The organism is Mesorhizobium sp. M8A.F.Ca.ET.208.01.1.1, from assembly GCF_004791315.1.
Taxonomy (GTDB): Bacteria; Pseudomonadota; Alphaproteobacteria; order Rhizobiales; family Rhizobiaceae; genus Mesorhizobium.
Map to the genome: position 1 here is coordinate 76,031 of NZ_SRUT01000012.1, position 26,202 is coordinate 102,232.

31 protein-coding genes are annotated in these 26,202 nt (G+C 64.4%); 15 read left to right on the plus strand and 16 right to left on the minus strand.

Features of this window, described 5'->3' with window-relative positions:
• Nucleotides 1-4: 4 nt before the first annotated feature.
• Genes EN851_RS31415 through EN851_RS31425 form a run of 3 tightly spaced genes read right to left on the minus strand, consistent with a single transcriptional unit; the run spans nt 5 to nt 2,749 of the window.
• Nucleotides 5-925, minus strand: a complete 921-nt coding sequence (locus tag EN851_RS31415) for an SDR family NAD(P)-dependent oxidoreductase (protein ID WP_135930747.1) — start codon at nt 923-925, stop codon at nt 5-7.
• On the minus strand, nt 922-2,076 hold the full coding sequence (queG, locus tag EN851_RS31420; protein ID WP_135930748.1) for a tRNA epoxyqueuosine(34) reductase QueG: 1,155 nt from the start codon (nt 2,074-2,076) through the stop codon (nt 922-924). The genes EN851_RS31415 and queG overlap by 4 nt, the downstream gene beginning before the upstream one ends.
• The gene (locus tag EN851_RS31425; protein WP_015314714.1) at nt 2,057-2,749 is read right to left on the minus strand and encodes a glutathione S-transferase family protein; all 693 of its coding nucleotides are present in this window, start codon (nt 2,747-2,749) and stop codon (nt 2,057-2,059) included. The genes queG and EN851_RS31425 overlap by 20 nt, the downstream gene beginning before the upstream one ends.
• 171 nt (nt 2,750-2,920) lie before the next feature.
• Between EN851_RS31425 and EN851_RS31430 the strand changes: the two genes are divergently transcribed.
• Nucleotides 2,921-3,727 (plus strand): undecaprenyl-diphosphate phosphatase, encoded by an 807-nt coding sequence (locus tag EN851_RS31430; protein ID WP_135862880.1) that lies wholly within the window; start codon nt 2,921-2,923, stop codon nt 3,725-3,727.
• Between the two features lie 246 nt (nt 3,728-3,973).
• On the opposite strand, the gene EN851_RS31440 is transcribed toward EN851_RS31430, so the two are convergent.
• On the minus strand, nt 3,974-4,351 hold the full coding sequence (locus EN851_RS31440; protein WP_015314716.1) for a YraN family protein: 378 nt from the start codon (nt 4,349-4,351) through the stop codon (nt 3,974-3,976).
• Entirely contained in the window at nt 4,344-5,246 is a 903-nt protein-coding gene (gene rsmI, locus EN851_RS31445) for a 16S rRNA (cytidine(1402)-2'-O)-methyltransferase (RefSeq protein ID WP_135930750.1), read from the minus strand. The genes EN851_RS31440 and rsmI overlap by 8 nt, the downstream gene beginning before the upstream one ends.
• A 187-nt stretch (nt 5,247-5,433) precedes the next feature.
• Here rsmI and EN851_RS31450 point away from each other — a divergent pair, with 187 nt between their 5' ends.
• Nucleotides 5,434-5,613 (plus strand): hypothetical protein, encoded by a 180-nt coding sequence (locus EN851_RS31450; RefSeq protein WP_135930751.1) that lies wholly within the window; start codon nt 5,434-5,436, stop codon nt 5,611-5,613.
• A 7-nt stretch (nt 5,614-5,620) separates the two neighbouring features.
• Nucleotides 5,621-5,809, plus strand: coding sequence for a hypothetical protein (locus EN851_RS31455; protein WP_127277906.1), 189 nt, complete (start codon nt 5,621-5,623; stop codon nt 5,807-5,809).
• Here the strand turns inward: EN851_RS31455 and EN851_RS31460 are convergent.
• The 6 genes from EN851_RS31460 to rph form a co-directional block, all read right to left on the minus strand.
• Nucleotides 5,806-6,585 carry a hypothetical protein gene (locus EN851_RS31460; protein WP_127277907.1) on the minus strand — a complete coding sequence of 260 codons (780 nt, stop codon included), beginning with the start codon at nt 6,583-6,585 and terminating at the stop codon, nt 5,806-5,808. The genes EN851_RS31455 and EN851_RS31460 overlap by 4 nt on opposite strands.
• A gap of 114 nt (nt 6,586-6,699) precedes the next feature.
• Nucleotides 6,700-7,023: a low molecular weight protein tyrosine phosphatase family protein gene (locus EN851_RS31465; protein ID WP_135930752.1), complete on the minus strand. Its 324-nt coding sequence runs from the start codon at nt 7,021-7,023 to the stop codon at nt 6,700-6,702.
• A 67-nt stretch (nt 7,024-7,090) separates the two neighbouring features.
• Nucleotides 7,091-8,269 (minus strand): radical SAM family heme chaperone HemW, encoded by a 1,179-nt coding sequence (gene hemW / locus EN851_RS31470; RefSeq protein ID WP_135930753.1) that lies wholly within the window; start codon nt 8,267-8,269, stop codon nt 7,091-7,093.
• The gene (rdgB, locus tag EN851_RS31475) at nt 8,266-8,913 is read right to left on the minus strand and encodes an RdgB/HAM1 family non-canonical purine NTP pyrophosphatase (protein WP_135930754.1); all 648 of its coding nucleotides are present in this window, start codon (nt 8,911-8,913) and stop codon (nt 8,266-8,268) included. Before rdgB ends, hemW begins: the two co-directional genes overlap by 4 nt.
• Nucleotides 8,913-9,323, minus strand: a complete 411-nt coding sequence (locus tag EN851_RS31480; RefSeq protein ID WP_127871087.1) for a VOC family protein — start codon at nt 9,321-9,323, stop codon at nt 8,913-8,915. Before EN851_RS31480 ends, rdgB begins: the two co-directional genes overlap by 1 nt.
• Before the next feature lie 183 nt (nt 9,324-9,506).
• The gene (gene rph, locus EN851_RS31490) at nt 9,507-10,223 is read right to left on the minus strand and encodes a ribonuclease PH (protein ID WP_127277911.1); all 717 of its coding nucleotides are present in this window, start codon (nt 10,221-10,223) and stop codon (nt 9,507-9,509) included.
• A gap of 214 nt (nt 10,224-10,437) precedes the next feature.
• Between rph and hrcA the strand changes: the two genes are divergently transcribed.
• The 6 genes from hrcA (at nt 10,438) to EN851_RS31520 (ending at nt 15,999) form a co-directional block, all read left to right on the plus strand.
• A complete protein-coding gene (hrcA, locus tag EN851_RS31495; RefSeq protein ID WP_127277912.1) occupies nt 10,438-11,520 on the plus strand; it encodes a heat-inducible transcriptional repressor HrcA in 1,083 nt (360 codons plus the stop codon).
• A gap of 38 nt (nt 11,521-11,558) precedes the next feature.
• A complete protein-coding gene (locus EN851_RS31500) occupies nt 11,559-11,756 on the plus strand; it encodes a hypothetical protein (protein ID WP_127277913.1) in 198 nt (65 codons plus the stop codon).
• An 86-nt stretch (nt 11,757-11,842) separates the two neighbouring features.
• Nucleotides 11,843-13,192 (plus strand): sorbosone dehydrogenase family protein, encoded by a 1,350-nt coding sequence (locus EN851_RS31505; protein ID WP_135930755.1) that lies wholly within the window; start codon nt 11,843-11,845, stop codon nt 13,190-13,192.
• A 115-nt stretch (nt 13,193-13,307) separates the two neighbouring features.
• Complete coding sequence (locus EN851_RS31510; RefSeq protein ID WP_127277915.1) at nt 13,308-13,925, plus strand: LysE family translocator; 618 nt, start codon at nt 13,308-13,310, stop codon at nt 13,923-13,925.
• A 177-nt stretch (nt 13,926-14,102) separates the two neighbouring features.
• Entirely contained in the window at nt 14,103-15,083 is a 981-nt protein-coding gene (gene cysK, locus EN851_RS31515; protein WP_127871084.1) for a cysteine synthase A, read from the plus strand.
• Between the two features lie 289 nt (nt 15,084-15,372).
• Entirely contained in the window at nt 15,373-15,999 is a 627-nt protein-coding gene (locus tag EN851_RS31520) for a glutathione S-transferase family protein (protein WP_135930756.1), read from the plus strand.
• A gap of 31 nt (nt 16,000-16,030) precedes the next feature.
• Here EN851_RS31520 and EN851_RS31525 read toward each other — a convergent pair whose 3' ends face one another.
• The 3 genes from EN851_RS31525 to EN851_RS31535 all read right to left on the minus strand — a co-directional run bounded on the left by EN851_RS31525 (nt 16,031) and on the right by EN851_RS31535 (nt 18,292).
• The gene (locus EN851_RS31525; RefSeq protein ID WP_135930781.1) at nt 16,031-17,275 is read right to left on the minus strand and encodes an RNA polymerase sigma factor; all 1,245 of its coding nucleotides are present in this window, start codon (nt 17,273-17,275) and stop codon (nt 16,031-16,033) included.
• A 7-nt stretch (nt 17,276-17,282) separates the two neighbouring features.
• Complete coding sequence (locus tag EN851_RS31530) at nt 17,283-17,651, minus strand: YciI family protein (RefSeq protein ID WP_127279426.1); 369 nt, start codon at nt 17,649-17,651, stop codon at nt 17,283-17,285.
• Between the two features lie 500 nt (nt 17,652-18,151).
• Nucleotides 18,152-18,292: a hypothetical protein gene (locus tag EN851_RS31535; protein ID WP_135930757.1), complete on the minus strand. Its 141-nt coding sequence runs from the start codon at nt 18,290-18,292 to the stop codon at nt 18,152-18,154.
• A 403-nt stretch (nt 18,293-18,695) separates the two neighbouring features.
• On the opposite strand from EN851_RS31535, the gene EN851_RS31540 reads away from it, so the two are divergent.
• From EN851_RS31540 to ligD, 3 genes are all read left to right on the plus strand, one after another.
• Entirely contained in the window at nt 18,696-19,202 is a 507-nt protein-coding gene (locus EN851_RS31540; protein WP_135884251.1) for a ferritin-like domain-containing protein, read from the plus strand.
• A 109-nt stretch (nt 19,203-19,311) separates the two neighbouring features.
• Entirely contained in the window at nt 19,312-20,184 is an 873-nt protein-coding gene (locus EN851_RS31545) for a Ku protein (protein ID WP_135930758.1), read from the plus strand.
• Nucleotides 20,185-20,193: 9 nt separating this feature from the next.
• A complete protein-coding gene (gene ligD / locus EN851_RS31550) occupies nt 20,194-22,716 on the plus strand; it encodes a DNA ligase D (protein WP_135930759.1) in 2,523 nt (840 codons plus the stop codon).
• Nucleotides 22,717-22,781: 65 nt separating this feature from the next.
• Here ligD and EN851_RS31555 read toward each other — a convergent pair whose 3' ends face one another.
• Nucleotides 22,782-23,456: a winged helix-turn-helix domain-containing protein gene (locus EN851_RS31555; protein WP_127279422.1), complete on the minus strand. Its 675-nt coding sequence runs from the start codon at nt 23,454-23,456 to the stop codon at nt 22,782-22,784.
• A gap of 162 nt (nt 23,457-23,618) precedes the next feature.
• Between EN851_RS31555 and EN851_RS31560 the strand changes: the two genes are divergently transcribed.
• Nucleotides 23,619-23,951 carry an NIPSNAP family protein gene (locus EN851_RS31560; RefSeq protein ID WP_127279421.1) on the plus strand — a complete coding sequence of 111 codons (333 nt, stop codon included), beginning with the start codon at nt 23,619-23,621 and terminating at the stop codon, nt 23,949-23,951.
• A complete protein-coding gene (locus EN851_RS31565; RefSeq protein ID WP_127871078.1) occupies nt 23,948-24,292 on the plus strand; it encodes an antibiotic biosynthesis monooxygenase in 345 nt (114 codons plus the stop codon). The genes EN851_RS31560 and EN851_RS31565 overlap by 4 nt, the downstream gene beginning before the upstream one ends.
• A 168-nt stretch (nt 24,293-24,460) precedes the next feature.
• Here EN851_RS31565 and mbfA read toward each other — a convergent pair whose 3' ends face one another.
• Nucleotides 24,461-25,444 (minus strand): iron exporter MbfA, encoded by a 984-nt coding sequence (gene mbfA, locus EN851_RS31570; protein WP_135930760.1) that lies wholly within the window; start codon nt 25,442-25,444, stop codon nt 24,461-24,463.
• Nucleotides 25,445-25,618: 174 nt separating this feature from the next.
• Here mbfA and EN851_RS31575 point away from each other — a divergent pair, with 174 nt between their 5' ends.
• On the plus strand, nt 25,619-25,942 hold the full coding sequence (locus EN851_RS31575; protein WP_127280438.1) for a hypothetical protein: 324 nt from the start codon (nt 25,619-25,621) through the stop codon (nt 25,940-25,942).
• Nucleotides 25,943-26,202 lie beyond the last annotated feature (260 nt).

The window sequence follows — 26,202 nt, forward strand, 5'->3', positions numbered from 1 at the left end:
CGTTTCACACTTTTCCTGGAATTGCTTGTCCCTTCATCGGGCTGCGCGGCTCGCCGTCGCGCCAGTCGCCGCTTGCCCACATATGGTCGAAAGCGGCGCGGTAGTCGGGAAAGCGAAACCGATAACCCGCCGCCTTGAGCGCCGCATTGGCGACCCTCTTGTTCTCGCCATAGAAAGACCGCGCCATGGGCGAAAGTTGGGCGGTCTCGAAGGGAATTTCGGGCGGCGCCTCGATCCCCATCAGCGATGCGGCATAGGCGACGACATCCTGCGGCGGCGCCGGCTCATCATCGGTGACGTTGAAGATGCCACCCCTATTGCCGACGATCAGATGCCAGAGCGCGTCTGATATGTCGTCGCAATGGATGCGGTTGAACACCTGGTCCGGCTTGACCAGCCGCCTCGCGGTGCCGTTCTCCAGATTGACCAGCGCGTTGCGGCCCGGACCGTAGATGCCGGAGAGCCGCAGGATCGCGACCGGCCGGTCGATTTCCCGGCCGAGCTTCTGCCAGGCCTGCTCTGCCTCGACCCGCATGACCGAACGCTTCGAGACCGGCCGGCATTGGGCCGTTTCATCGACCCAGGCACCACCATAGTCGCCATAGACGCCGACGGTCGAGAGATAGCCGATCCACTCCAGCCCCGGCATTTGAGCGATTGCTTGCCGGGCGGCATTCAGCACCGGATCGCCGGCGTCTTCCGGGGCGACCGAGATCACCAGATGGGTGGTTTTCTCCAGCGCTTCACCGATGTCGCTCGTCAACTTGCCGTCGAACAGCAATGGGGCGATGCCGGCTTGGCGCAGCGCATCGAATTTTTCCTCGGAGCGTGTCGTGCCGAAGATGGTGGCGGCCCCTGTATTGGCGCGGGCAAAAGCCTTGCCCGAATAGCCGGCGCCGAAGATAAAGATCCGCTTTTCGCTCATGCATGCGTCCTGGTGGGCCGCGCCAGGCGCCATTCCTCGCGCACCATAGCGTCGTCCTCGGTTTCCAGGCCGTTCGCGGCCCGTTCGGCATATTCGGTTTCCGGCACCAGCCGCGCCAGCGCCCAAATTGCCGCGCCCCGCACCAGCGGCGAGGCGTCGCCGAGCAGATCCCGAACGATGCCGGCAAGCGCGCCCTCGCCGGAATTGCCGACGGCGATCAGCACGTTGCGGACAAAGCGGTCGCGGCCGATGCGCTTGATCGGCGAGCCGGAGAAGAAGGCCCGGAAGGCAGCATCGTCGAGGGTCAAAAGGTCGGCGAGCGCAGGCTCGCGCAAATCGTCGCGCGCGGCGAGCTTGGCCTCCGAAGCCGCACTGGCGAACTTGTTCCACGGGCAAGCGGCGAGGCAGTCGTCGCAGCCATAGATGCGGTTGCCGATCGCCTCGCGGAATTCATGCGGGATCGGCCCCTTATTCTCGATGGTGAGGTAGGAGATGCAGCGCCGCGCATCGAGCCTATAAGGCGCCGGGAACGCGTCGGTCGGGCAAGCGTCGAGGCAGGCGCGGCAAGAGCCGCAATGGTCGATCCCGGCCTCGTCGGGTGCCAGTTCGGCCGTGGTGAAGATGGTGCCGAGGAACAGCCAGGAGCCGTGCTCGCGGCTGACCAGATTGGTGTGTTTTCCCTGCCAGCCCAGCCCTGCTGCCTCGGCCAGCGGCTTTTCCATGACGGGTGCGGTGTCGACGAACACCTTCACGTCGCCGCCGGCGCGTGCGACGATCTTGCCGGCGATTTCTTTCAGCCGGCCCTTCATCACCTCGTGATAGTCGCGGTTTTGCGCATAGACCGAGATCGCGCCACGGTCGTGCTTCGACAACAGGTCGCGCGGGTCACGGTCAGGCCCGTAGTTCATCGCCAGCACGACGATCGAGCGCACGTCGGGCCAAAGCGTGGAGGGCTCGCTGCGGCGCGCAATCGTCTCAGCGATCCAGTCCATGGAGCCGTGAAAGCCATCGGCGACGAATTCGGCGAGTCTCGCCGGCGCCAGCGGGATCGCATCGGGAGTGGTGACGGCGACGGCATCGAAGCCGGCGCGCCGTGCCTCCGCGTCGATCAGCGCACGCAGTTTTGCCGCGTCAGAAGTCGAGGTCCGCATAGTGCGACACCGGCGACAGGCCGCGCACGCGGTCGGTCAAGAGCGGCCGGAACGAAGGCCGCGACTTCACCCGCGTGTACCATTCGCGCGCGGCGGGGTGTTCGCGCCAGTCGATCTCGCCGAGATAGTCGAGCACCGACAGCGTCGCGGCGGCCGCGAGATCGGCATAGGTGACCCTGCCGCCGGCCAGCCAGTGGCGGGTGCCGGCCAGCCAGTTGGTGTATTTCATGTGCTGGCGGATGTTGGCGCGCGCGGCGCGGATAGCGCCCGAATCGGGCGAGCCGCCGCCCGCGGTTTCCGGCATCACCGGCTTCAGCACGCGTTCGCGCACCAGGTGCCGGGTGACCTCGCTTTCGGCCTTGTTGAGATACCAGTCGATCAGCCGGCGGATTTCGGCGCGCTGCATCGGATCCTCGGCGAACAGCCGCTTGTCGCGCTTCAGCACGCCGCGCGTCTCGTCGAGATATTCCGAAATCACCGTCGCGCCGATGATCGGCACGTCACCTTCGGCCAGCAGGATCGGCAGCGTGCCAGCCGGGTTCAGCGCCAGGAACTCCTTGCGCCGCGTCCACGGCTTTTCCTCGATCAGCGCCAGCTCCTCGCCATACTCGCCAAAGGCGAGGCGGACGAAGCGGCAGGTGGCGAACATGGGATGGTGGAAAAGCGTCAGCATGGTTCCGCGATGATAAAGCGCACGAGTGTGGACTGGCGAATCGCCGGGCGCACCGGTAAGTCTTGGCCGCCCGGTTTGCGGGCCGTCAGGGGTGTTGCGACCTATAGGGGCACTTCGGCGCCATGACAAGCAAGCCATTCCGTTAGCCATCACGCCAATGCCGAGGTAGAAATGGAAAGCCAGACCATCGTCGAAGCCCTGCTGCTCGGCCTGCTGGAGGGGTTGACCGAATTCATACCGGTGTCCTCGACCGGCCATATCCTGCTCGCCGGCCATTTCCTCGGCTTCCAGTCGACCGGCAAGGCCTTCGAGATCCTGATCCAGCTCGGCGCCATCCTGGCGATCCTGAGCGTCTATTTCCGGCGGCTGTGGCAGATGCTGCTCGACCTGCCGCATGACCGGCTGACGCGGCATTTCGTCATCGGCATCCTCATCGCCTTCCTGCCGGCCGCGATCATCGGCGCGCTGGCGCACGATTTCATCAAGACGGTGCTGTTCGAATCGCCACGACTGATCTGCATCATGCTGATCATCGGCGGCGTGGTGCTGCTGGTGGTCGACCGCATGAACCTCAAGCCGGTCTATCGCGACGTCGAGCGGTTTCCGACCCGGCTTTACCTGCAGATCGGCCTGTTCCAGTGCCTGTCGCTGATCCCCGGCACGTCGCGCTCGGGCTCGACCATCGTCGGAGCGCTGCTTCTGGGCGTCGACAAGCGGGCGGCGGCGGAATTTTCCTTCTTCCTTGCCATCCCGACCATGGTCGGCGCCTTCGCCTTCGACCTGTTCAAGAACCGCAACGTGCTGACCTCGGCCGACCTGCCGATCATCGCCATCGGCTTCGTCGCCGCCTTCGTCACGGCGCTGTTCGTGGTCCGCCTCCTGCTCGATTACGTCTCGCGCAACGGCTACTCGCTGTTCGGCTGGTGGCGGCTGGTGGTGGGTGTCGTCGGGCTGGTGGCGCTGATGATCTGGGGGTGATTGCAGCGACCGGTTCGGTTGGAGCCGCCGAACGTTAGCGCTGCCCCTCACCTGCCTGCCGGCATCCTCTCCCCGTATAGGGACGGGGAGAGGGGCGCTGTCATCCGCGATTTCGCCAACTACAGCGGTTGCAAGAAGGTCGCCGTCGCTGCGGCCAGCTCACTTCTCCCCGTCCCTATACGGGGAGAGGCAGGGCGATGAGGGGCAGCACTAACTTCAACGAATGGATTGCCTCCGGCAACGAGCCTAGCTTCGTCCATAAAACGCATTCGGAACATGCACGGGCCAGCGCCAGGGCAGCACTGCGACCATGTCGAAGCGCATCGACAGCCTGCCATAGTCCGGCTGGCGCGACAGCCAGATGTCGGCCGCGCCCTCGATGCGGCGCTCCGATTCGTGGCCGATCGCCTCCATGGCCTCGATCAGCGTGCGGCGCGCCTTGACCTCGACGAACAGCACCAGATCGCCGCGCCGGGCGATCAGGTCGATCTCGCCGAAGCGGGTGCGATGGCGGCGCGCCAGGATCCGGTAGCCTTTCAGCATCAGCGCGGCAGCCGCCAGCCATTCGCCGCGATGGCCGCGCCGGTAGGCCTTTTGACGGCTGGCGCTCGGGCGTTCAGCCATCGCCGCTTTCTCTAAGTTCGAGCAGCCGCCGGTAGAGCGCTTGCTTCTGGCCGCCGGTCATTTTCGCCGCTTCCGCCGCCGCCTTGGAGGCCGGCATCTCCGCCGCCAGCGACAAAAGCATGCGGTCGATGTCTGCCGGTTCGTCGGCCTTCGCCTCGGCGGGACCGATGCAGACGACGATCTCGCCCTTCGGCGTGTCCGCCGCCGCGTAATGATCGGCAAGAGCCCGCAGCGTGCCGGTGCGGATTTCCTCGAATGTCTTGGTCAATTCCCGGCCGATGGCGGCTTTACGCTCGCCGCCCAGCGCCTCGACCATGGCGCCGAGCGATTCAGCCAGCCGGCGCGGCGATTCGAAGAATATCAGCGTCGCCGGTACCGCCCTCAGCGCCTCCAGCCGCGACAGCCTCTGACCAACCTTGACCGGCAAAAAGCCGGCGAACAGGAAGGCGTCGGACGGCAGGCCCGACGCCGTCAGCGCGGCAAGCGGCGCCGACGGGCCGGGAATCGGTACGACGCGAATGCCCTGGTCGAGCGCCTCGCCGACCAGCCGGTAGCCGGGATCGGAAACCAGCGGCGTGCCGGCATCGGAAATCAGCGCCACGCTCTGGCCTGCCGCAAGTGCCGCGATCAACTTCGGCCCCGCCTCGCCGGCATTGTGCTCGTGATAGGCCGTGGTGCGTCGGCGGATGCCGTAGCGGTCGAGCAGCACCCGCGACACGCGCGTGTCCTCGCAGGCGACGATGTCGGCGGCGGCGAGCGTCTCCAGCGCGCGCAGCGTGATGTCGGCGAGATTGCCGATCGGCGTCGCCACCAGATAGAGCGCCGGATCGAGCGGACGGGCCGCGATCTCGGTCTGCCCGACCACATAGCTGCGCTTGCCCGTCTCGCCACTCACCAATGCCGTCTCCGTTCAGGCCTGTTTGGCCTGCCAAATCCTGTTTGGCCTGCCAAGTCTTGTTTGGCATGGCTGGCGCCGGCTTGCAAAACTCACGCCGATGTAAGGTGGCCGCCATTCCTTCGCCACAGTGGGGAACGAAACCGGTTTTGGCAGATTTAGCCCCTGATTCCCTTGGGAGGACAGGATGGACAGCCTGACGATACAGGACGCGTTCGCGCCCTATTATGCCGACCACGATCGGACCTCGCGCCGGGACAAGCGGCCGCCCGCCAAGATCGGACCGGCCAGAGAGCCGGCCGCGGTCGCTTTGCCCAGCAACACAAGACTTTCCGACAACAAACCCGACAGCACGACGGAGCACTGACCGGACGATGCCCAATCGCTTCGACATCTTCATCACCCGTCTTGAAACCAAGAGCGCGCGCCACGGCGTGCCGCTATCCCCGATAGGCGACCAGCACCGCACCCGCCGCGACAAGGACAGCGCAAAGCCAGTCCGGAACGGCGAGGCGCACGCCGAGAAAGAGCGCGGAAAGCACCGCCACAAACACGACGCTTAGCCGCCGATTAACTTCAAAACGACCTGAAGTGCGTGTTCGGCTGCGATTCCGAGCGCGGCCCCTGCGAAGTTCGAGGACAACCAACGAAGAGCACGGATGAGTACGGCTTCTATGGCATCAATGCGGGCTGAAGAGGCCTTCAGTAACAATATGCCGGCATCAAGCTCAAATTTGATCCGTTCCCTGTCCTCAGGTAGAATTTCGTTGGATGCGACCGCAGCACTTTCAGCAACCGCAATGGCATCGATCGTTGCCAAATACTCCGGCTGGTTGTGATCAAGCCGAACGAGACGATCTGAGGCAGGAACGGCCTCCGGTCTCGTTATTGGTTTCTCGGCATTCTTTACAAGATAACGCCTGAGTTCACGGACGTGAGGTTGAAAAAAATGCTCCACCAACTGGTTTAAAGTGGCGTTGATATTGTTTCCGCCGCCTGGGAAGAAGCCGAACGCGAATTGCCAGGCACTATCCTCCTTTTCAGTAAGGGCATCCAGCAATTGTAATTGGCCAGAGAGCCTATATTCCAAGTCATCTGGCCAATTCAGTTTGCCCGATCCGACCATCCCCCGGCCTTGGACAATGACCTCCTTTTCCAACTGACCAGCGGGCAGATACTCACGAAGCCAAGCTAATCGGGACCGGAGAGGCTCAGGGGCATGCTCCAAAGTCTGAAACCACTGCTTTAATATCCTCGCAAAATCTTGATGGCGAGCAGCGCTAACTTCATTTGCGTAATGGTCAAAATCATCAAAGAATTCGTCGACATCGTCAGCCATTTATTTCCCCCAAAGTACGCCGTGGGTATATCAGCAAATAAAAGCCGGTCTGGCTAGATACCAACTGAGCGCCGGGTGATTTTCGTGTCGCCTTGCGATAGAGAAAGCATGGTGTCAGACGAGATATCGCGAGACCTTTGCCTTGAGGAGGTCAATCAGCTCAGGGTCCATGAATTCGTAGTCGTCAGGGATATCGAGGCAGATCACCTTGGCCGCCTTCAGGCTGGCCTTGAATTTCTTCTGCAGCTTGCTGCGGTGCGTCTTCTCCATCACGAAGATGATGTCGGCCCATGCCACCAGTTCAGGCGTCAGCGGATTGTCGGCATCGTGATTGGTGCCGGCCGATTCGACCTCGATGTCGCGGCGGGTGGAAAACACCTGCTCGGCGGTCGGGCTGCGCAAGCGGTTCTGGCTGCAGACGAAGAGGATGTTTTTCAATGAGTGGTGCTTTTCAGTGTGAGCATGATCTTGTCGGAAAACCGGGTCCCACTTTTCGGGATCATGCTCAGCGCGCCAGGTCCGCCACCACGGCGTCGAGCACGATCATGCCGGCGGGCGTGGCGCGCAGCCGCGTGTTGCCGATCGGCGCCACCAGCCCCTCGCCTTGCAGCACCGACAGCCGCGCGCTCGACAGGCCGCGCCCGGAAAACGCTTCGTAGCGGGTGAGGTCGATGCCTTCGGCGAGCCTGAGCCCCATCAGCAGGAATTCGTCGGCCTCTTCGGAGCGAGTCAGGAGCTCGCCGCCGGTTATGCCATGGCCCTTGGCCTCGACCAGGTTGGCCCAGGTTTCCGGCATTCTCTCAGCAATCGTCACCACCCGATGGCCGTTCTCGACGAAGCGGCCATGCGCGCCGGGGCCGACGCCGACATATTCGCCGTAGCGCCAGTAGGTCAGATTGTGCCGGCTCTCGGCGCCTGGCCGCGCGTGGTTGGAAATCTCATAAGCCGGCAAACCATGCGCCGACGTGATCTCCTGCGTCAGCGCATAGAGGTCGGCGGCGTGGTCGTTATCGGGAATGGCGAATTTCTTCGCCGCGTGCAGCGCATGGAAGGGCGTGCCTTCCTCGATGGTCAGCTGGTAGAGCGACAGATGGTCGGCGGCATGGCCGATCGCCTGTTCGAGTTCCGCCTGCCAATCCTCGGGCGTCTGTCCCGGGCGCGCATAGATCAGGTCGAAGGACAGGCGCGGAAAGATTTCGCGCGCGAGCCCGATGGCGTGCAGGGCTTCCTCGACATTGTGCAGCCGGCCGAGGAAGCGCAGATCCTTGTCGTTCAGGGCCTGCACGCCGAGCGAGACGCGGTTGACCCCCGCGATCCGGTAACCACGAAACCGCTCCGCCTCGACCGAGGACGGGTTGGCCTCGAGCGTCACCTCGATACCGTCAGGCACCGTCCAGTTCTTGGCCACCGCGTCCAGAACCCTGGCCACCGTTTCCGGCTTCATCAGCGACGGCGTGCCGCCGCCGAGGAAGATGCTGGTCACTTCGCGCGGTCCGGTGCGCTGGCGCATCGTCGCAAGCTCGGCCTCGAATGCGGCGGCAAAGCGCTCCTGGTCGACCGGCTGGTGGCGGACATGGCTGTTGAAGTCGCAATAGGGGCACTTGGCCGCGCAGAACGGCCAATGCACGTAGACGCCGAAGCCGGGACTGCGGTCGAGCGCCATGGTGGTGCTGGACCCGATCATTCCGAACCAAGCCGAGCGCGCGCGAATTTCTGGAAGGCGCGGGCGCGATGCGACAGCGCCGTCGCCTGGCCTGGCTTCCAGCCGTGCTTTTCCTCCGCATTCATCTCGCCGAAGGTTTTGTCGAAGCCATTGGGCAGGAATACCGGATCGTAGCCGAAGCCGAGTTCGCCGCGCGGCGGCCAGACCAGAGCGCCCTCGGCCTCGCCGCGATAATATTCGGCCTCGCCGTCGGGAAAAGCGAGGCAGATGACGGCGACGAAGCGGCCGGTGCGCCGTTCGGGCGTGGCCGCGCCGACTTCCTGCAGCGCCACTTCGGTGCGCTGCATGGCCATGGCGAAATCGCGCGATCCTTCCGGCGTCTCGGCCCAGTTGGCGGTGTAGACGCCTGGCGCGCCATCGAGCGCGTCGACGCAGAGGCCGGAATCGTCCGACAGCGCCGGCAGGCCGGTCGCCTTCGCGGCCGCGAAGGCCTTGATGTAGGCGTTTTCCTTGAAGGTGGTGCCGGTCTCGTCCGGTTCGGGCAGGCCATACTCCTTGGCCGACTTCGCCTCGAAGCCGAACGGACCCATCAGGTCGGCGAATTCGCGCAGCTTGCCTTCATTGTGGCTGGCGACGACGATCTTCTTGCCATGGAGTGAATGCATCAAAGGCCCCAGATTCTCGGCTCGGCGAACTCGATCGAATTGCCCGAGGGGTCGCGTATATAGATCGAACGGCCACCTTGCGGCCATTCGAATTCGCTTTCGATGGCGATTTTCTTCGCTTGGAGATGGGCTTTCCAGCCGTCGATTTCAGCGGCGGTTGCGGCAAAGCACAGATGGCCTTCGCCAACCGCGCCGTGCGGCGGTACTTTCAGCTTCGCGTCCGGTGCGTGCGGAATTTTGGTCGCCTCGGCGTTGAAGATGAGCAGAACGCACGGGCCGCAGCGGAAGAAGAGGTGGCGGCCTTCCACCTTGCCGAGGAGGATGAGGCCGAGGATGTCGGTGTAGAAGCGCTCGGCGGCAGGCAGGTCGGTGACGTAGAGGGCCGATTCCAGGATTGCGGAAGGTGTCACGAGGCGCCCCCCTCTGCCCTGCCGGGCATCTCCCCCACGAGGGGGGAGATTGGCTGTATCAGTCGCTTTCGCCACTTTTCAACGTTGAAGGGCAGGCACGGCCAGCCAAACTGCCAATCTCCCCCCTCGTGGGGGAGATGTCCGGCAGGACAGAGGGGGGCGCCTGGACTCGGCATCAAAATCCTACGCCACCGCCATCTGCTGCAGGCTGACCAACCGGGAAATGCCCTTCTTGGCCAATCCCATCAAGTCCGCGAACTGCGCCTCTGAAAAGGGCTCGCCCTCGGCGGTGCCCTGGATCTCGACGATGCCGCCCTTGCCGGTCATGACGAAATTGGCGTCGGTGCCGGCCGAGGAATCCTCGATATAGTCGAGATCGATGACCGGCTGGCCGTCATGGATGCCGCAGGAAATCGCGGCGACATGATCCTTCAGCACCTTCGAAACGCTGGCCATCTGCCGCGCTTCCATCCAGCGCAGGCAGTCATGGAGCGCCACCCAGCCGCCGGTGATCGAAGCGGTGCGGGTGCCGCCATCGGCCTGGATGACGTCGCAGTCGACGGTGATCTGCTGTTCACCCAGCGCCTGCAGGTCGACCACGGCGCGCAGTGAACGGCCGATCAGGCGCTGGATTTCCAGCGTGCGGCCGCCCTGCTTGCCGGCGGAAGCCTCTCGGCGCATGCGCTCTCCGGTCGAGCGCGGCAGCATGCCGTATTCGGCCGTGACCCAGCCCTTGCCGGAATTGCGCATCCAGCCCGGCACCTTTTCCTCGAGGCTCGCGGTGCACAGGACATGCGTGTCGCCGAATTTCACCAGGCACGAGCCTTCGGCATGCTTGGAGACGCCGCGCTCGAAGGAGATGGCGCGCATTTCGTCGAATTGGCGTTTGGAGGGGCGCATTCAGGCTTCTTTCCAGTCATTTTTCGGAATCGTGGCCGGCTTGTAGCCCCACCAAGCCCATGGCGCAAAGGAAAATGGCCGAGCGATCCGGCACCGGGTGATCTGGCACAGACACAGGGTGATCTGGCACAGACACCGGGTGATCTGACACAGACACCGGGTTGCGCGCGGGTAACGGAAGTCTATATCCTTGAGCCGGAGGTTTTTGGCCGCAATGACCAAGGCAGTCGATCCCGCGTCGCGGTCGCCCGCGCTTCAATCGCTCGACATGCGCTCGCGCGACATCTTCCGGCGCATCGTCGATTCCTACCTCAGGGATGGCGAACCCGTGGGCTCGCGCAGCCTGTCGCGCATCCTGCCGTCCTCGCTGTCGCCGGCCACCATCCGCAACGTGATGAGCGACCTCGAGCATCTCGGGCTGATCTACGCGCCGCACATTTCGGCCGGGCGTCTGCCGACGCAGGCCGGCCTGCGCTTCTTCGTCGACGCGTTCATGGAGCTCGGCGACCTCTCCGACGAGGAGCGCCGCACCATCGAGGCGCAGGTGCGGGCCTCCGGCTCGGGCGCGACGCTGGAGCACATGCTGACCGAGGCCAGCCAGATGCTGTCGGGCATGTCGCGCGGCGCCGGCCTGGTGCTGGCCGCCAAGAACGAGGTGGCGCTGAAGCATATCGAATTCATCCAGCTGGAGCCGACCAAGGCGCTGGCCGTGCTGGTGTCGCAGAACGGCGATGTCGAAAACCGCGTCGTCGACCTGCCGGCCGGCATCACGGTCTCGCAACTGCACGAGGCCTCGAATTTCCTCAATGCGCATATTCGCGGCCGCACTTTGGCCGAGGCGCGCACCGAGATCGCCCGCATCAAGGAAGAGACGAGGGCGGCGCTCGACACGCTGTCGCAGGACCTCGTCGAGAAGGGACTGGCGGTGTGGGCGGGCGCCGAAAGCGGCCTGCCGGCGCGGCTCATCGTGCGCGGCCGCGCCAATCTGCTCGAAAACGTCACCGCCCAGGCCGACATCGAATTGCTGCGCCACCTGTTCGAGGACATGGAGACGCAGGACGGGCTGATCCAGCTGCTCGACCTCGCCGAGGAGGGGTCGGGCGTGCGCATCTTCATCGGTTCGGAAAACAAGCTGTTCTCGCTGTCGGGCTCATCGCTGGTGGTGGCGCCCTATCGCGACAAGGACGCACGCGTCGTCGGCGCGCTCGGCGTCATCGGCCCGACCCGGCTCAACTATGCCCGCATCGTGCCGATGGTGGATTACACGGCGCAGCTGATTTCCCGCATGCTGCGCTAAGGTCCTAAAATCGAGACAGGCCGCAAAGGAGAAAAAGAATGGCGCTGGAATCATTCAAGGCCCAGATCAGTCTGCTGCTCGAAGAGATGGTCAACCAGCCGGAAGACCAGCACGAAATTCAGGAACAGCTGCGCGAAAAACTGCGCGAAATGCGCGCCATGGGCCTGCCGTTGCCCGCCGATCTCGTTGCCCTGGAAAAACGCCTGGATGACGATTTTTACGCTGCCGGGACCTGATTCCTGACGTTTGCTTCGAACCATCGTGCGTGAGGGAACCCAGGGACAGACCGATCGTTAATTTCCTTCACGATCGAGTGGAGGAAATGATGCGATTGGCCGGACTGGCGATGTCCGCACTGTTTCTCACGACCGCGGCTCTCGCCCAGCAGGCCGATCAGCCTGCGCTCAAAGGCGCGGCGGCTTTCGGCGACTGGCGGGCGGACAGGCCCGGTGTACGCCGGCTGATCAAGCCGGAAGACCTGCCTAAACCCTATGCCACCAAATCCGCCTCGAACGGCGCCGGCATTGTCGACATGCCGGCGGATGCGAAGCCACGCCTGCCGTCCGGGTTTTCGGCCGAGCTGATCGCCTCGGGGATCGACAATCCGCGCGTCGTGCGCGTCGCGCCGAACGGCGACCTGTTCGTCGCCGACAGCGAAGCCAACCAGATCCGCGTCTATCGCCTGACGAAGGACAGCGCGAAACCCGCCGAAAACGGCATCTTCGCCGGCGGCCTCAACCAGCCCTATGGCATTGCCTTCTATCCCTTGGGCAACGACCCGCAATGGGTCTATGTCGCCAGCAGCGACAGCATCGTGCGCTTTGCCTATCGCAATGGCGACCTGAAGGCCTCGGGTGACCCGCAAACCATCGTCGACAACATTCCGGCGAATCACCACTGGACGCGCGACATCGCCTTTTCGCCCGACGGCAAGACACTTTACCTCTCCGTCGGCTCGGGTTCGAATGTCGCCGAGGATATGGGCAAAAGACCCAGAGGCGGGCTCGATGCCTGGGTCAAGTCGAAGCCGCTCGGCGCCAGTTGGGGTTCCGAAGCGGGCCGGGCCGAGGTGCGGGCCTTCGACCCCGACGGCAAGAACGGCCGCGTCGTCGCCACCGGGCTGCGCAACTGTTCGGGCATGACCGTGCAGCCGGCAACCGGCGCGCCGTGGTGCGTCGTCAACGAACGCGACGCACTCGGCGACAATGTGCCGGCCGAATACGCGACATCGGTCAGGGAAGGCGCCTTCTATGGCTGGCCCTGGTATTACATCGGCAACAATGAGGACCCGCGCCACAAGGGCGAGCGCCCCGACCTCGCCGGCAAGGCTGATATTCCCGACGTGCTGATGCAGGCGCATTCGGCGCCGCTCAACATCGCGTTCTATGATGGCCAAAGCTTTCCGCCGGAGTATCGAGGCGATGCCTTCGTGACCCTGCACGGCTCCTGGAACCGCGGCAACAGGACCGGCTACAAGGTGGTTCGGTTGCTGTTCAAGGACGGCAAGCCGACCGGAGAATATGAGGATTTCATGACCGGCTTCGTCGCCTCCAATGGCGAGGTCTGGGGCCGGCCTGTGGGCGTGGCGGTGGCCGGCGACGGATCGTTGATCGTGAGCGAAGACGGCAACGGCACGATCTGGCGCGTGACTTGTAGCGGCGGCCGATCCTGACCCGTCCTTGCGGCCGGACCATTGCCGTCTGGTGTAAGCGAATCCCGCGCGCAGGGCGTTCTCCCGGAGCCCGCCTCGTGCGACAAGGGCATACTCGCCCTTGGACGCCGACACCATGACCCTCACCGGATTCCTTGCCTACAGCGCCGCTCTCGGCATCGCCGCCGCCATTCCCGGCCCCGGCATCACCGCCCTGGTCGCGCGTGCGCTGGGCTCGGGCTTTCGCTCTTCGCTGGCCATGTCCTTCGGCCTGATGCTCGGCGACCTCATCTATCTGACCGCCGTGGTGCTCGGCCTCGCCTTCGTCGCCCAGGAATTCGGCATGGTTTTCCTGGCGATCAAATGGGCCGGCGTCGCCTATCTCGCCTTCCTCGGCTGGCGCTTCTGGACCGCCGGCATCACACCCGAAACCATCGAAGCCAGGAAGGGCAAGGGCGGATTGCCGTCGAGCTTCGCCGCCGGCCTCACCGTGACGCTCGGCAATCCAAAGACCATGATCTTCTACCTCGCCATCACGCCGACCATCGTCGACCTGAAGACGATCACGCTTGCCGATTACGGCATTCTCGTCGCGCTGACGGTCGTCGTCCTGTTCGTCGTGCTGGTGCCTTACCTGGCGCTGGCGGCCAAGGCACGCTGGTTCCTGAAGTCGCCGCGCGCGCTCAAGGTGCTGAACCGCACCGCCGGCGCGTTCATGGTTGGCGCGGCGGCGGCGATCGCTGCTCGTCAGTAGGTCGTTTCGGCCAAACCATTCCGTGGCCCGGCTGTTTCGAGAAATGCTTTTCCGAGGGCCAGGCGTTTTCAGCACACGCCCCCCTCGGATATTTTCGAGCCGCAGCCTATCTTGCGCGGTTGAAAGCCCTATTCTGTCGGCTACTGCCAATTGCCTGAAATCCAGGGAGCGAAACCAATGAACAAGCCCGTTACCTCCGCCCGCGTGCCCGGCCGCGGCCGCATCTACAACTCCATCACCGACACGATCGGCGACACGCCCCTGGTACGGCTCGACAAGTTCGCCAAGGAGAAGGGCATCGTCGCCAATCTGGTCGCCAAGCTCGAATTCTTCAATCCGATCGCCTCGGTCAAGGACCGTATCGGCGTGGCGATGATCGAGGCGCTGGAGGCAGCCGGCAAGATCACGCCCGGCAAGACCACGCTGATCGAACCGACATCGGGCAACACCGGCATCGCGCTGGCCTTCGCCGCCGCCGCCAAGGGCTACAAGCTGATCCTGACCATGCCGGAGACGATGTCGGTCGAGCGCCGCAAGATGCTGGCGCTGCTCGGCGCCGAACTGGTGCTGACCGAAGGCCCGAAAGGCATGAAGGGCGCCATCGCCAAGGCCGACGAACTGGCCGCGACGATCCCCAACGCCATCATTCCGCAGCAGTTCGAAAACCCGGCCAATCCGGAAATCCATCGCAAGACGACAGCGGAGGAAATCTGGAACGACACGCAGGGCGAGATCGACATCTTCGTCGCCGGCATCGGCACAGGCGGCACCATCACCGGCGTCGGCCAGGTGTTGAAGAAGCGCAAGCCCGCGCTGCATGTAGTCGCCGTCGAACCGGATGCCTCGCCGGTGCTGTCGGGCGGCCAGCCCGGCCCGCACAAGATCCAGGGCATCGGCGCCGGCTTCGCGCCCAAGATCCTCGACACCACGGTCTATGACGAGATCGTCAAGGTCTCGAACGAGGATTCCGTCGCCAATGCGCGCCTCATCGCCCGCCTCGAGGGCGTGCCGGTCGGCATCTCGTCGGGCGCGGCGCTGCAGGCAGCGATCGTCGTCGGTTCGCGGCCGGAGAACAAGGGCAAGACCCTGGTCGTGGTCATCCCCGATTTCGCCGAGCGCTATTTGTCGACGATCCTGTTCGAGGGGCTTGGGGCTTAGGGTTTCGAACTCCCGTCTTTCCTTCTTCCCTTGTGGGAGAAGGTGGATCGGCGCGTTAGCGCCGAGACGGATTAGGGGTGTTCCAGCGGAGTGAGACGTTGGTGGTCCCTGGAGCACCCCTCATCCGACCTCGCTTCGCGAGGCCACCTTCTCCCACAAGGGGAGAAGGAAAGGCCCCGTGAGCCTGGCCCGCAGAAAAACCTGCCGTGGCGCGCCGTACCCGACTTGAGCAGACCGCTGCTCCGGTGCAAACCTCCAGCGGCCCTGGTTCGGGCCGGGGGAGGATTTCATGTACAAGCTCTACACGCGCCCCGGCAGCGGCGGCTTCGTCGTCGAGGCGGCGCTGGCGCTGATCGATGCGCCTTTCGAACAGATCGACGTGCCGAAGAACGAGGCGCCCGATCCGGCCTTTCTCGCCATCAGCCCGTTGAACCAGGTGCCGGTGCTGACCTTGCCGGACGGGCGCTCGGTCACCGAATCGGCGGCGATCTGCATCCTGCTCGCCGAACGCCACCCACAGGCCGGCCTGGCGCCGGCGGCCGAGGAACCGGCGCGCGCGGAGTTCCTGCGCTGGATGGCGTTCATGTCCTCGGTGCTCTACCCGGCGGTGCTGCGGCTCTACTATGCCCATCGCTACACGGCGGATGCCGAGGGTACGAAGGCGGTGAAACAGGCTGCGGTCGCCGAGATGGACCGCGCTTTTGCAGTCGTTGATGCCGCCTTGCGCGGCCGCGACTGGCTCGTCGGCGATAAGATGTCGCTGGCCGACATCTATCTCGTCATGCTGGTGGCCTGGCATCCCGACATCGACAGAGCGCGGGCGGCCTGGCCTGATATCGAACGCCTGTGGGCGGGGCTGCGCCAGCACCCGCTTATGAAGACGCTCAACACCTCGCACGAGATGTGGCCGGTCTGATCGGCCGAAAAAGCCGCCCGCGCGCACGACCTCACTGTATGAGCGCGGTGCGTTTTGCCTGCAGGAAGCGGCGCACCGCCGGATCGCGCTCGAGGCCGATCGCGCGATCATAGGCCTCGACCGCCTGCGGTCCCTGGCCGAGCCTGGCCAGGAGACCCGCACGCGCGGCCCAGTAGGGCTGATAGCCGTTGAGCCGCTTGTCGTCGCCCAGCACGTAAAGGGCGGCCAACCCCGCCACCGCGCCCTCGGTCTCGGCGATCGCCACCGCGCGGTTGATCGCCACGACCGGCGATCCCGCGATCGAAAACAGCGCGTCGTAGAGTTCGCGAATCGCGATCCAGTCGGTGCGGCCGGTGAGCCGCCGCGCCGCATGGACGGACTGCACGGCCGCCTCCAGCTGGTAGCGGCCGATGACGCCCTTGGCGGCGGCGCCGCGAAGACATGCTTCGGCCTCGTCGACCAGGGCATGATCCCACAATGCATGGTCCTGCTCGGCGAGCGGCACATAGTCCCCGGCCGTGTCGCGACGCGCCGCGCGGCGCGCCTCGGCGAACAGCATCAGCGACAGCAGGCCCAGCGCCTCCGGCTCGTCCGGCAGCAGCGAGGCCACCAGCCGGCCGAGCCAGATGCCTTCGGTGGCGAGGTTGCGGTGCCGCGTCTCGGTACCGGTCGGATCTGACCAGCCCTCGGCGAAAGCGGCGTAGATCGCCTCCAGCACCGCATCCAGCCTTTCACCGAGTTCGGCCCGCTCCGGCACGCGGAACGGAATGCCGGTCTCGCGGATGCGGCTCTTGGCGCGCACCAGGCGCTGGCCCATCGTGGCCGGCGAGAGCAGGAAGGCGGAAGCGATCGTGGCGGCATCGAAGCCGAGGATGGTCTGCAGGATCAGCGGCGCCCGCACGCCGGGTTCGATCGCCGGATGGGCGCAGGCGAACATCAGCCGCAATCGTTCGTCGGGCAGGTCCTCGTCGGTCATGCGCGCCTCCGTCTCCTCGGCAATCAGCTTGAGATGGTCACGGCCGGCTTCGCTGGTCAGCCGCCGCCGCACCGCATCGACACGCCGCCGCCTGGCCACGGCGAGCAACCAGGCTTCCGGCTTTTCAGGCACGCCGGAGCGCGGCCAGCGTTCGAGCGCCGCGGCAAAGGCGTCGGCCAGCGCATCCTCGGCGGCGGCCACGTCGCGCGTGCGCGCGGCGAGCCAGGCGACCAGCTTGCCATAGCTCTGCCGGGCGGCGGCCTCGGCGACCGCCCGGGCGATCTCCGGGCGACTGTCCATCACGCCGTCACTTCTTGGGCATATAGTCGGCCATTTCCCAGATCGGCCGCAGCTCGACCGTGCCGGTGCTGGCCGCCGGACAGCGTGCCGCCCAGTCGATGGCGGTATCGATGTCGGCCGCCTCGATCATGTAGAAACCGGCAAGCTGCTCCTTGGTGTCGGCATAGGGGCCGTCGATCACGTTGGTCTTGCCGTCGGCGATCCGCACCGAGGTGGTCGCCTGGGTCGGACGCAGCCTTTCGCCGGCCAGCCACGCGCCAGACTTCTTCAACGCCTCGGTATAGGCGGCATAGGCCGCGCTCATCTGCTGGGCTTTCTCGATCGGCGTGTTCGCCAGCGCGGCTTCGTCGTTGTTGATCAAAAGCATGTATCGCATGGGTCTTCTCCCGTGGTTTCGAGGGCCGCGTCCTTGCGGGGCCAGACGTATGTCGCGCGGCGGTGGCCGATTTCGACAGGTTGCGGAAAAAACTTTCGTCTCCGGCCGCGCCTTGTGCAAGCGGGCATGCGTTTCAAAGGCTCGGGGGCCGGCATGGAGCCGCCGGAAGGTGCGGTGAGATGGCTGGTGGATTTATGCGCCCAAAATGGGCGCGCGGCGTCGCGTCATGCTCGCCCTCCGGCGCCACCGGCAATGGCTGGAAGCTGTACACGGATGGCTTGCATCAAAGGATGGGGAAGGCGGCTTGGGACGGTCGGTCACGCTGGCCTCGGCTGCTTATGTCCTGTGACACTAAGCCAGCCGATGGCGGTCTCAAAGACGCGGCGATGTCGCACGCTGTCTGCCGGCGAAGGCCGGACGTTCGGCGCGATAGGTCGTGGCGCGGGACGAGGCACCCGGCCTGCAGATGCGGCTGTTGTGGCGGCTCTCGAAAGTCATGGTCAGTGCGCGCCCAGCGAGGTGCCGCGACGGGCGCAGGCCGGACCGGGGCCGCGCATGTAGTAGCGCTCGGGCCGATAGGTCGGCGCGACGAATTCGCGGATGGCGGCGGCATAGCCGATGAGGTGCGTGACGAAGTTCATTTTACCCGGTCCCTGTCCCGATTTTCGGATGTCCCTTCCGAATTGCGAGAACGATAGCATCAAGGCGTGAATACTCAGTGAACGCGATGTTAATTTTTGGTCGAAAACCCGTCGCTTCGTGGCCGGAATGCGGCTGATTCGGGGTGTTTCGGTGCTCCTTGTCGTCATTTCGGCTGGTGTGACTTTTGCATCACATATGTTTCGTTTGAATGTCGCCTTGGCGCGCTTTTGTTTCAACTTTCGAACCGTCGCTGGAATTTCCTTGCCGGATGGCCGGTGGGCTCGGAACCGGCCCGGGCAACGGACGTTGGGATCACAGGACCGGCATTGCCGGCTCACAGGTGCTGCCTGCCGGCAGGCCGGACCTCCCGCCACAAGCAAGAGCAATGGAAAGGCTGAAATCATGGGCTTCTTTTCGAAGGACATCAAAACACTGGACGATCTCTTCGTGCACACGCTGCGCGATATCTATTATGCCGAGAAGCAGATCGAGAAGGCGTTGCCGAAGATGATCGGCAAGGCAACCGATCCGCAATTGAAGGCCGGCTTCGAAAAACATCTCGAACAGACCAAGGGCCATATCGAACGCGTCGAGGAGGTGTTCGAGCTGCACGGCGTGAAGGCCAAGCCGGTGAATTGCCCGGCCATTGACGGCATTCTCGAGGAGGCCGACGACGTCAGCAGCGATGTCGACGACAAGGATGTTCTCGACGCCGCGCTGATCGCTTCCGCCCAGGCCGTCGAGCACTATGAGATGACCCGCTACGGCACCTTGATCGCCTGGGCCAAACAGCTCGGCCGCAGCGACTGCGCCAACGTGCTGGCCAAAAACCTCAGGGAAGAGCAGGCGACGGATCGCAAGCTGACCGAAATGGCGGAAAGCAAGATCAACCTGCAAGCCGCCGAATAGTGGCAGACAGCCGGGGCCGGCGGCAATCGCGCCGGCCCCGGCCGGATCGCGTTGGAACCGAGCGGGGTGGTCGTCCGTTCCAGCTGATCTTTCTCAAGGGGAAATCGTCATGGCGCCGCGCCCGGCCTGGAAAGGCTATCTGAAGCTCTCGTTGGTCACGTGCGCCATCGAACTGACCAATGTCGTCACCCACGCCGAGAAGGTCTCGTTCCGCATCCTCAACCGCAAGACCGGCAATACGGTGAAGCGGATCTACATCGATGCCGAGACCGGCAAACCGATCGAGGACGGCGACGAGATCAAGGGCTACGAGATCGATAAGGGCGATTTCGTCCGTATAGAGGAGGACGAGATCGAGGCGGTGCAGATCGAATCCTCGCACACGATGAGCCTCGACGGCTTCGTCGACAAAGCCTCGATCGAGCAGATCTATCTCGACACGCCCTACTATGTCGCGCCGGCAGACACGGTTTCGGAAGAGGCCTTCGCCGTCATCCGGGATGCCATGGCGGGCAAGAAGATGGCGGGGCTTGCCCGCATCGTGCTCTATCAACGCGAACGTCCCGTGGTCATCGAGCCGCTCGGCAAGGGCATGGTGCTGACGACGCTGCGCTACGACAACACGGTGCGCCAGCCGGAGAGCGTCTTCGGCGACATCAAGGCGGTGAAAACCGACCAGGAGATGACCGATCTCGCGGAACTCATCATCGACAAGAAGAAGGCGAAGTTCGATCCGTCGAAATTCGAGGACAAATATGAGGACGCCCTGCTCGAACTGATCCGCGCCAAGAAGGCGGGGCACAAGGCGCCGAAGGCCAAGGCCGCTCCCAAGCCCTCCAACGTCGTCAATCTGTTCGACGCGCTGAAGAAGAGCCTCTCGTCGGACTCCGGCCCGTCGAAACCATCATCCCAGGCGAAAGCCAAGCCGGCGACCAAAAGCGCCAAGGCGAAAAGCGTTGCGCCGAAACGCAAATCGGCCTGAGGATACGAGATGGCAAGCCTCGAACAGTATCATTCGAAGCGCGACTTCAAGAAGACCGCGGAGCCGGCCGGCAAGGTTACGCGCGGGAAGAAGGGCGGCGGCATCTTCGTGATCCAGAAGCATGCCGCGACAAGGCTGCATTACGATTTTCGCCTCGAGCATGACGGCGTGCTGTGGAGCTGGGCGGTGACGCGCGGTCCTAGCCTCGACCCGCACGAAAAGCGGCTGGCCGTGCATGTCGAGGATCATCCCATCGACTATGCCGGCTTCGAAGGCACCATCCCCAAGGGCGAATATGGCGGCGGCTCGGTGCTCGTCTGGGACGAAGGAACCTGGATGCCCGAGGACGAACCCGCGAAGATGATGAAGAAGGGGCACATCAACTTCGAACTCGAGGGCCACAAGCTGCGTGGCAAATGGCATCTGGTGCGGCTGCGGCCGCGCCCGGGCGAAAAACGAGACAACTGGCTGCTGATCAAGTCCGACGATGCCGCCGCGCGCCCCGGCGAGGATATTCTCAACGACGAGCCGAAGTCGGTGAAATCAGGCCTGACGATCGAGGAGGTCGGCGAAGGCAAGGCGGCCAAGGGCGAGAAACCCAAGGTCTGGCACTCGAACAAGCCGGCCACCGGCAAGGCCAAGGCCGGGGCCAGGAAACTCGACTTCATCGAACCGCAGCTCGCCACGCTGGAGCGGGACGCACCGTCGGGCCAGGACTGGCTGCATGAGGTGAAGTTCGACGGCTATCGCATGCAGGCGCAGATCGCCGGCACCGACGTGCGGCTCTTGACCCGAACCGGCCTCGACTGGACGGAAAAATTCGGCGGCGAGATCGCGGCCGAACTCGCCGGGCTGAAATGCAGCGATGCCATCATCGACGGGGAGATCGTCGTGCTGGCCGACAGCGGCGTGTCGTCCTTCGCGCTGCTGCAGCAGGACCTGTCGGCGAAGCGGACGAACCGGTTCATCTACTATGTGTTCGACCTGATGCGGCTCGACGGCAAGGATTTGCGAAGGGAACCGCTGGTCGAGCGCAAGCAGGCCTTGCAGGACCTGCTCGGCGAGCAGGCCGACAATGCGGCGGTGCGTTTCTCCGACCATTTTGCCGAACCCGGCAAGATCATGCTGGAACATGCCTGCCGCATGGGGCTGGAAGGCGTCGTCTCAAAACGCTCCGATGCGCCCTACCGCGGCGGGCGCGGTCCGGCATGGGTCAAATCGAAGTGCACGGCGCGGCAGGAATTCGTCATCGGCGGCTATCTGCCATCTGACAAGACGGGACGCGGCCTGCGTTCGCTGCTGGTCGGCTATTACGAAGACGGCCGCCTGCACTATGCCGGCCGGGTCGGCACCGGCTTCTCCACCAAGGGCGCCAACGAGCTGAAAAAGAGGCTCGATGCGCTGACGTCGGACGCCTCGCCCTTCGATGCGGCGGTGCCGAAAGGCAAGGGCCTTGTCTGGGTCAGGCCGGAACTGGTCGGCGAAGTGGAGTTTCGCAGCTGGACCTCGGACCGTATAATACGCCATGCTTCGTTCCAGGGGCTGCGCGAGGACAAGCCGGCGGAGGAAGTCGTGCAGGAAAAGCCAAAGGCGGCGACAGGCAAGCCAGCGACAGGCAAGGGCCCGGCAAAGGCCAAGCCGGCGGCAAGCAGCGCCGGTAGGCCTGCCGGCGGGATGACGACCTCCGTAAAGCTCTCCCATCCCGACAAGCTTTTGTGGCCCGACGAGAAGATATCGAAGCAGGACCTGCTCGACCATTACGCGCTGGTCTGGCCGCGCATGGAACAGTTCGTCGTCAACCGGCCGCTAAGCCTGGTGCGCGCGCCGGACGGCGTTGGCGGGCAGCGCTTCTTCCAGAAACACGCCTCCCCCGGAATGAGCGACAAGATCGCCCGGATGAGGGACCCCGGGGATGGCGAGGAAATCCTGTTCATCCGGGATTTCGACGGGGTCGCGGCGCTCGTCCAGTATGGTGTGGTCGAGATCCACATCTGGGGCTGCACGATCGACAAGCTCGAACAGCCGGACCAGATCGTCTTCGACCTCGACCCCGATGAGGGCGTCGATGTGAAGGCGGTGCGCGAGGCGGCGCTCGACATCAGGGGCAAGCTCGACGAGCTGTCGCTGCCCAATTTCGTCAAGACATCGGGCGGCAAGGGCTTTCATGTCGTCGTGCCGCTGAAACCATCGGCGGATTGGGCCGAAGTCAAAGACTTCGCCCATGATTTCGCCAGGGCGCTGGAGCAGGGTGCCCGCGACCGCTACACGGCGACGCTGTCGAAGAAGGCGCGTACAGGAAAAATCTTCGTCGACTATCTGCGCAATGGGAGCGGCGCGACCACCGTGGCACCTTACTCCTCACGGGCCAAGAAGGGCGCGACGGTGTCCATGCCGGTGACCTGGCCCGAGATCGAGGCCGGGCTGGCGCCGAACGCCTTCCCGATCGGTGACAAGACGACGCTGGCGAAGCTGGCGGAAGCCGACCCATGGAAGGACTTTTTCAGGCAGGGGAAGGCTTTGAAGCGGGGGTAATTCGACACTTTCGACGCCGGGGGCGCTGTCCCGCCGGCTTCGCGAAAATGAGCGCCGCCGACCTCTTATCCCAAAAACACCCTTTCGAACGCCTGCTTGCCCGGCGGTGAAAAAACCACGGCGCGGCTGTCCTTCTCGCGGCGCGCCCATTTCTCGGCAAGGATCTTGTCGAGGATCGCGGCGCCCAGCGTTCCAGCGAGGTGCGAGCGCCGCACGCTCCAGTCGAGGCAGGCGCGGCACACGGGCCGCCTAGGCTTGGTGTAGACATCGATGCCGATCGCCGCGAAGTGCGAGGCCGCGGACGGGCCGAGCCTGATCTCCTTGTCGTCGCGGACCAGTATGTTCTTGTCGACAAGACGATCCAGCATCGCAACGGCCTGTTCGCCGGCAAGATGATCGTAGCAGACGCGCGCGATGCGCATCGCGCCGTCGCGGGGGCCCGGCCGCACGCGCTTGGGGCCGACGGCTTCGGCCACGCCGGTGATGGCTTCGATCATGCCGGCCACTTGCGGGCCGGCCAGCCCGTAATAGCGATGCCGGCCCTGGCTGGCCACGGTCAGCAGTCCGCCCTCCATCAGTTTGGACAGATGCGAGGACGCGGTCGGCAGCGACACGCCGGCCTCCAGCGCCAGTTCGCTCGCGGTCAATGCCGTGCCGCCCATCAGGGCGTTCAGCATGTTGGCGCGGGCCGGATCGCCGACCAGGCTGGCGATGCGGGCAATATCGGGTCCTTCGCGCATGGTTTGATCCTCATCGAAGCATCCTTGTCAGATAACCAGTATTCTCGGTCCAGCTCAAGGAGCCGGCATGATGGCTCCTGACACCAGACTGACTAGCACAGAGATGCGCGTGACGTTTCGACCGCCCTCGAACCGTCGCTGCAAAACCCCGAGGAGACCGAGATGACCATCACCTGCTTCATCCGCTATGAGATCGACCCGTTCGGCAAGGCCGCCTTCGAGGAGTATGCCCGCAATTGGGGCCAGGCCATTCCGCGCTGCGGCGCCGATCTGATCGGCTATTTCGCGCCGCATGAGGGCTCGGCCACGACGGCCTATGCCGCCTACAACATCGAAAACCTGGCGGCCTACGAAGCCTATCGCGCCCGGCTTGCCGCCGACCCCGCCGGCAAGGCAAACTACGAGTTCGCCCGCCGCGAACGATTCATCCTCAAGGAGGACCGCATGTTCCTGAAACTGGCGTCCGGCCCGCACGCGCCGCTGGTGAAGGTATGATCGCCGTCATCTTCGAGGTGCAGCCCGCGGAAGGCCGGCGCGAGGCTTATCTCGGCATCGCCGCCGAGTTGCGTCCGCTGCTCGACGGCATCGATGGATTCATTTCCGTCGAGCGCTTCCAGAGCCTGGCCGACCAGAACCGGGTGCTGTCGCTGTCATTCTGGCGCGACGAGGAGGCGGTCAAGGCCTGGCGCAATACGGAAGAACACCGGCAGGCGCAGCAGGCCGGGCGCGGCGGTATCTTTGCCGGCTATAGATTGCGGATCGCCCATGTGGTGCGGGACTACGGGCTGGCCGAGAGGGACGAGGCGCCGGCGGACAGCCGGGCGGTGAATGGGTAGCGCCTTCCCTTCTCCCCTTGTGGGAGAAGGTGGATCGGCGCGTCAGCGCCGAGACGGATGAGGGGTGTTCCAGCGGAGTGAGACGTTGGTGTTCCCTGGAACACCCCTCATCCGACCTCGCTTCGCGAGGCCACCTTCCCCCACAAGGGGGGAAGGAAGAAGCGCGCCTCACGCATTCCCGATCAGCACGCCGGCCGCGAACACCAGGGCGCCGCCCAGCACCACCTGGAAGGCGGCGCGCAGGAACGGGGTCTGCATGTAGCGGTTCTGGACGAAGGCGATGGCCCACAATTCGAAGAACACCACCACGGCGGCAACGGCGGTGGCCGTCCAGAAATGCGGGATGAGGTAGGGTAGCGCGTGGCCGAGCCCGCCCGCGGACGTCATGACGCCGGTGGTGATGCCGCGTTTTACCGGCGAGCCCCTGCCCGACAATTTGCCGTCGTCGGAAGCGACCTCGGTGAAGCCCATTGAAATGCCGGCGCCGATCGAGGCGGCCAGCCCGACCAGAAAGGTCTGCCAGGTATCATGGGTCGCAAAGGCGGCGGCGAAGATCGGCGCCAGCGTCGAGACCGATCCATCCATCAGACCAGCCAGCCCGGGCTGCACGTAGGTCAGGATGAACTGACGCTGTTCGGCGGCGGCCTCTTCGTCCTTCACATCGCCCGGTACGTGCGTCTGCTCTAGGCGCTGCGCCAGCGTCTCGTGCCCTTGTTCGGCCAACGCCAGATCGTCGAGCAGCTTTCGCGTCGAGGCATCGGTGGTGCGCTTGGCCGCCTCGACATAAAACAGATAGGCCTGTCGCTCCATCGCCTCGGCCTGGCGGCGCACGGCCTCGACGCCGAGCGGCCGCACCAGCCAGTCGGGCTTGCGCTCGTAATAGCCCTTCACATGTTCACGGCGGATCAACGGAATGCGCTCGCCGAAACGCTTGCGGAAGAGTTCAATCAGCGAGTCGCGATGGCCATCCTCTTCCTCGGCCATCTCCTCGAACACCTTTGCCGATTGCGGGAAAGTCTCGGCCAGCCCGTCCGCATAGGCCCGGTAAATGCGCCCGTCATCTTCCTCCGATGAAATGGCCAGCGCCAGGATCTCCTGTTCGGAGAGCGATTCGAAGGGGCGGCGGCCGAAGCCGAAAACACGGGAAAGCATGAGAAAATCATCCTAGTTTAGAATGGTTCTAAACTAAGGTTTACGGCGTCCATGGTCAATCGCGCGCTTGGCCGGCGGTTCAAGAATAGTTGAAGCCCCGGTCTGGGTATCGCTCTTCATTATCAGTGAATGTTCGCCTATATCTGGAGCCAAGCCATAAAAAGGAACGAGCTGATGACGGCAAAGACGCCTCCGCACGCCTATGATCCGAAACCGGTCCTCGATCTCATCGCCAGCATCGAGGCCGACCTGCAGCGCCTGAAGGGCCTGGTCGAGCAGCAGGTCGAGAAATTCGACCCCGCCAATCCACACAACAAGGCGCCGGACGGCAAGCTGACCGAGGAAGGCGTCGAGTGCTGCTACCGCATGTTCGACGAAGGCAAGTCACGCTATACGGTGGCCCAGCAGATGAAGATCTCGTTCGCCGCCGCCACGCATCGGTTCAACGGCTGGCGCAAGCTGGGCGGGAGCAAACGGCAGCGGACGTTGCTGGGTTAGGATTGGGCTAAGGGCCCTTGGGGCAGGACGCGGCCAATTGCCAAGGCTAGCGCCACCCCTCATTGCCCTGCCGGGCATTTCTCCCCGTATAGTGACGGGGAGAAAACAGCTGACCTCGGCGGCAAGCGCCCTGTCCCCGTGACTATACGGGGAGTTGAGGAATGGTCCGCGTAGCGGACGAAAAGCCAACTGCTTGGCTTTTCGAATGACGAGTGCCGGCAGGCAGGTGAGGGGCAGCACCGCCCGCCGTTCTGACTCAC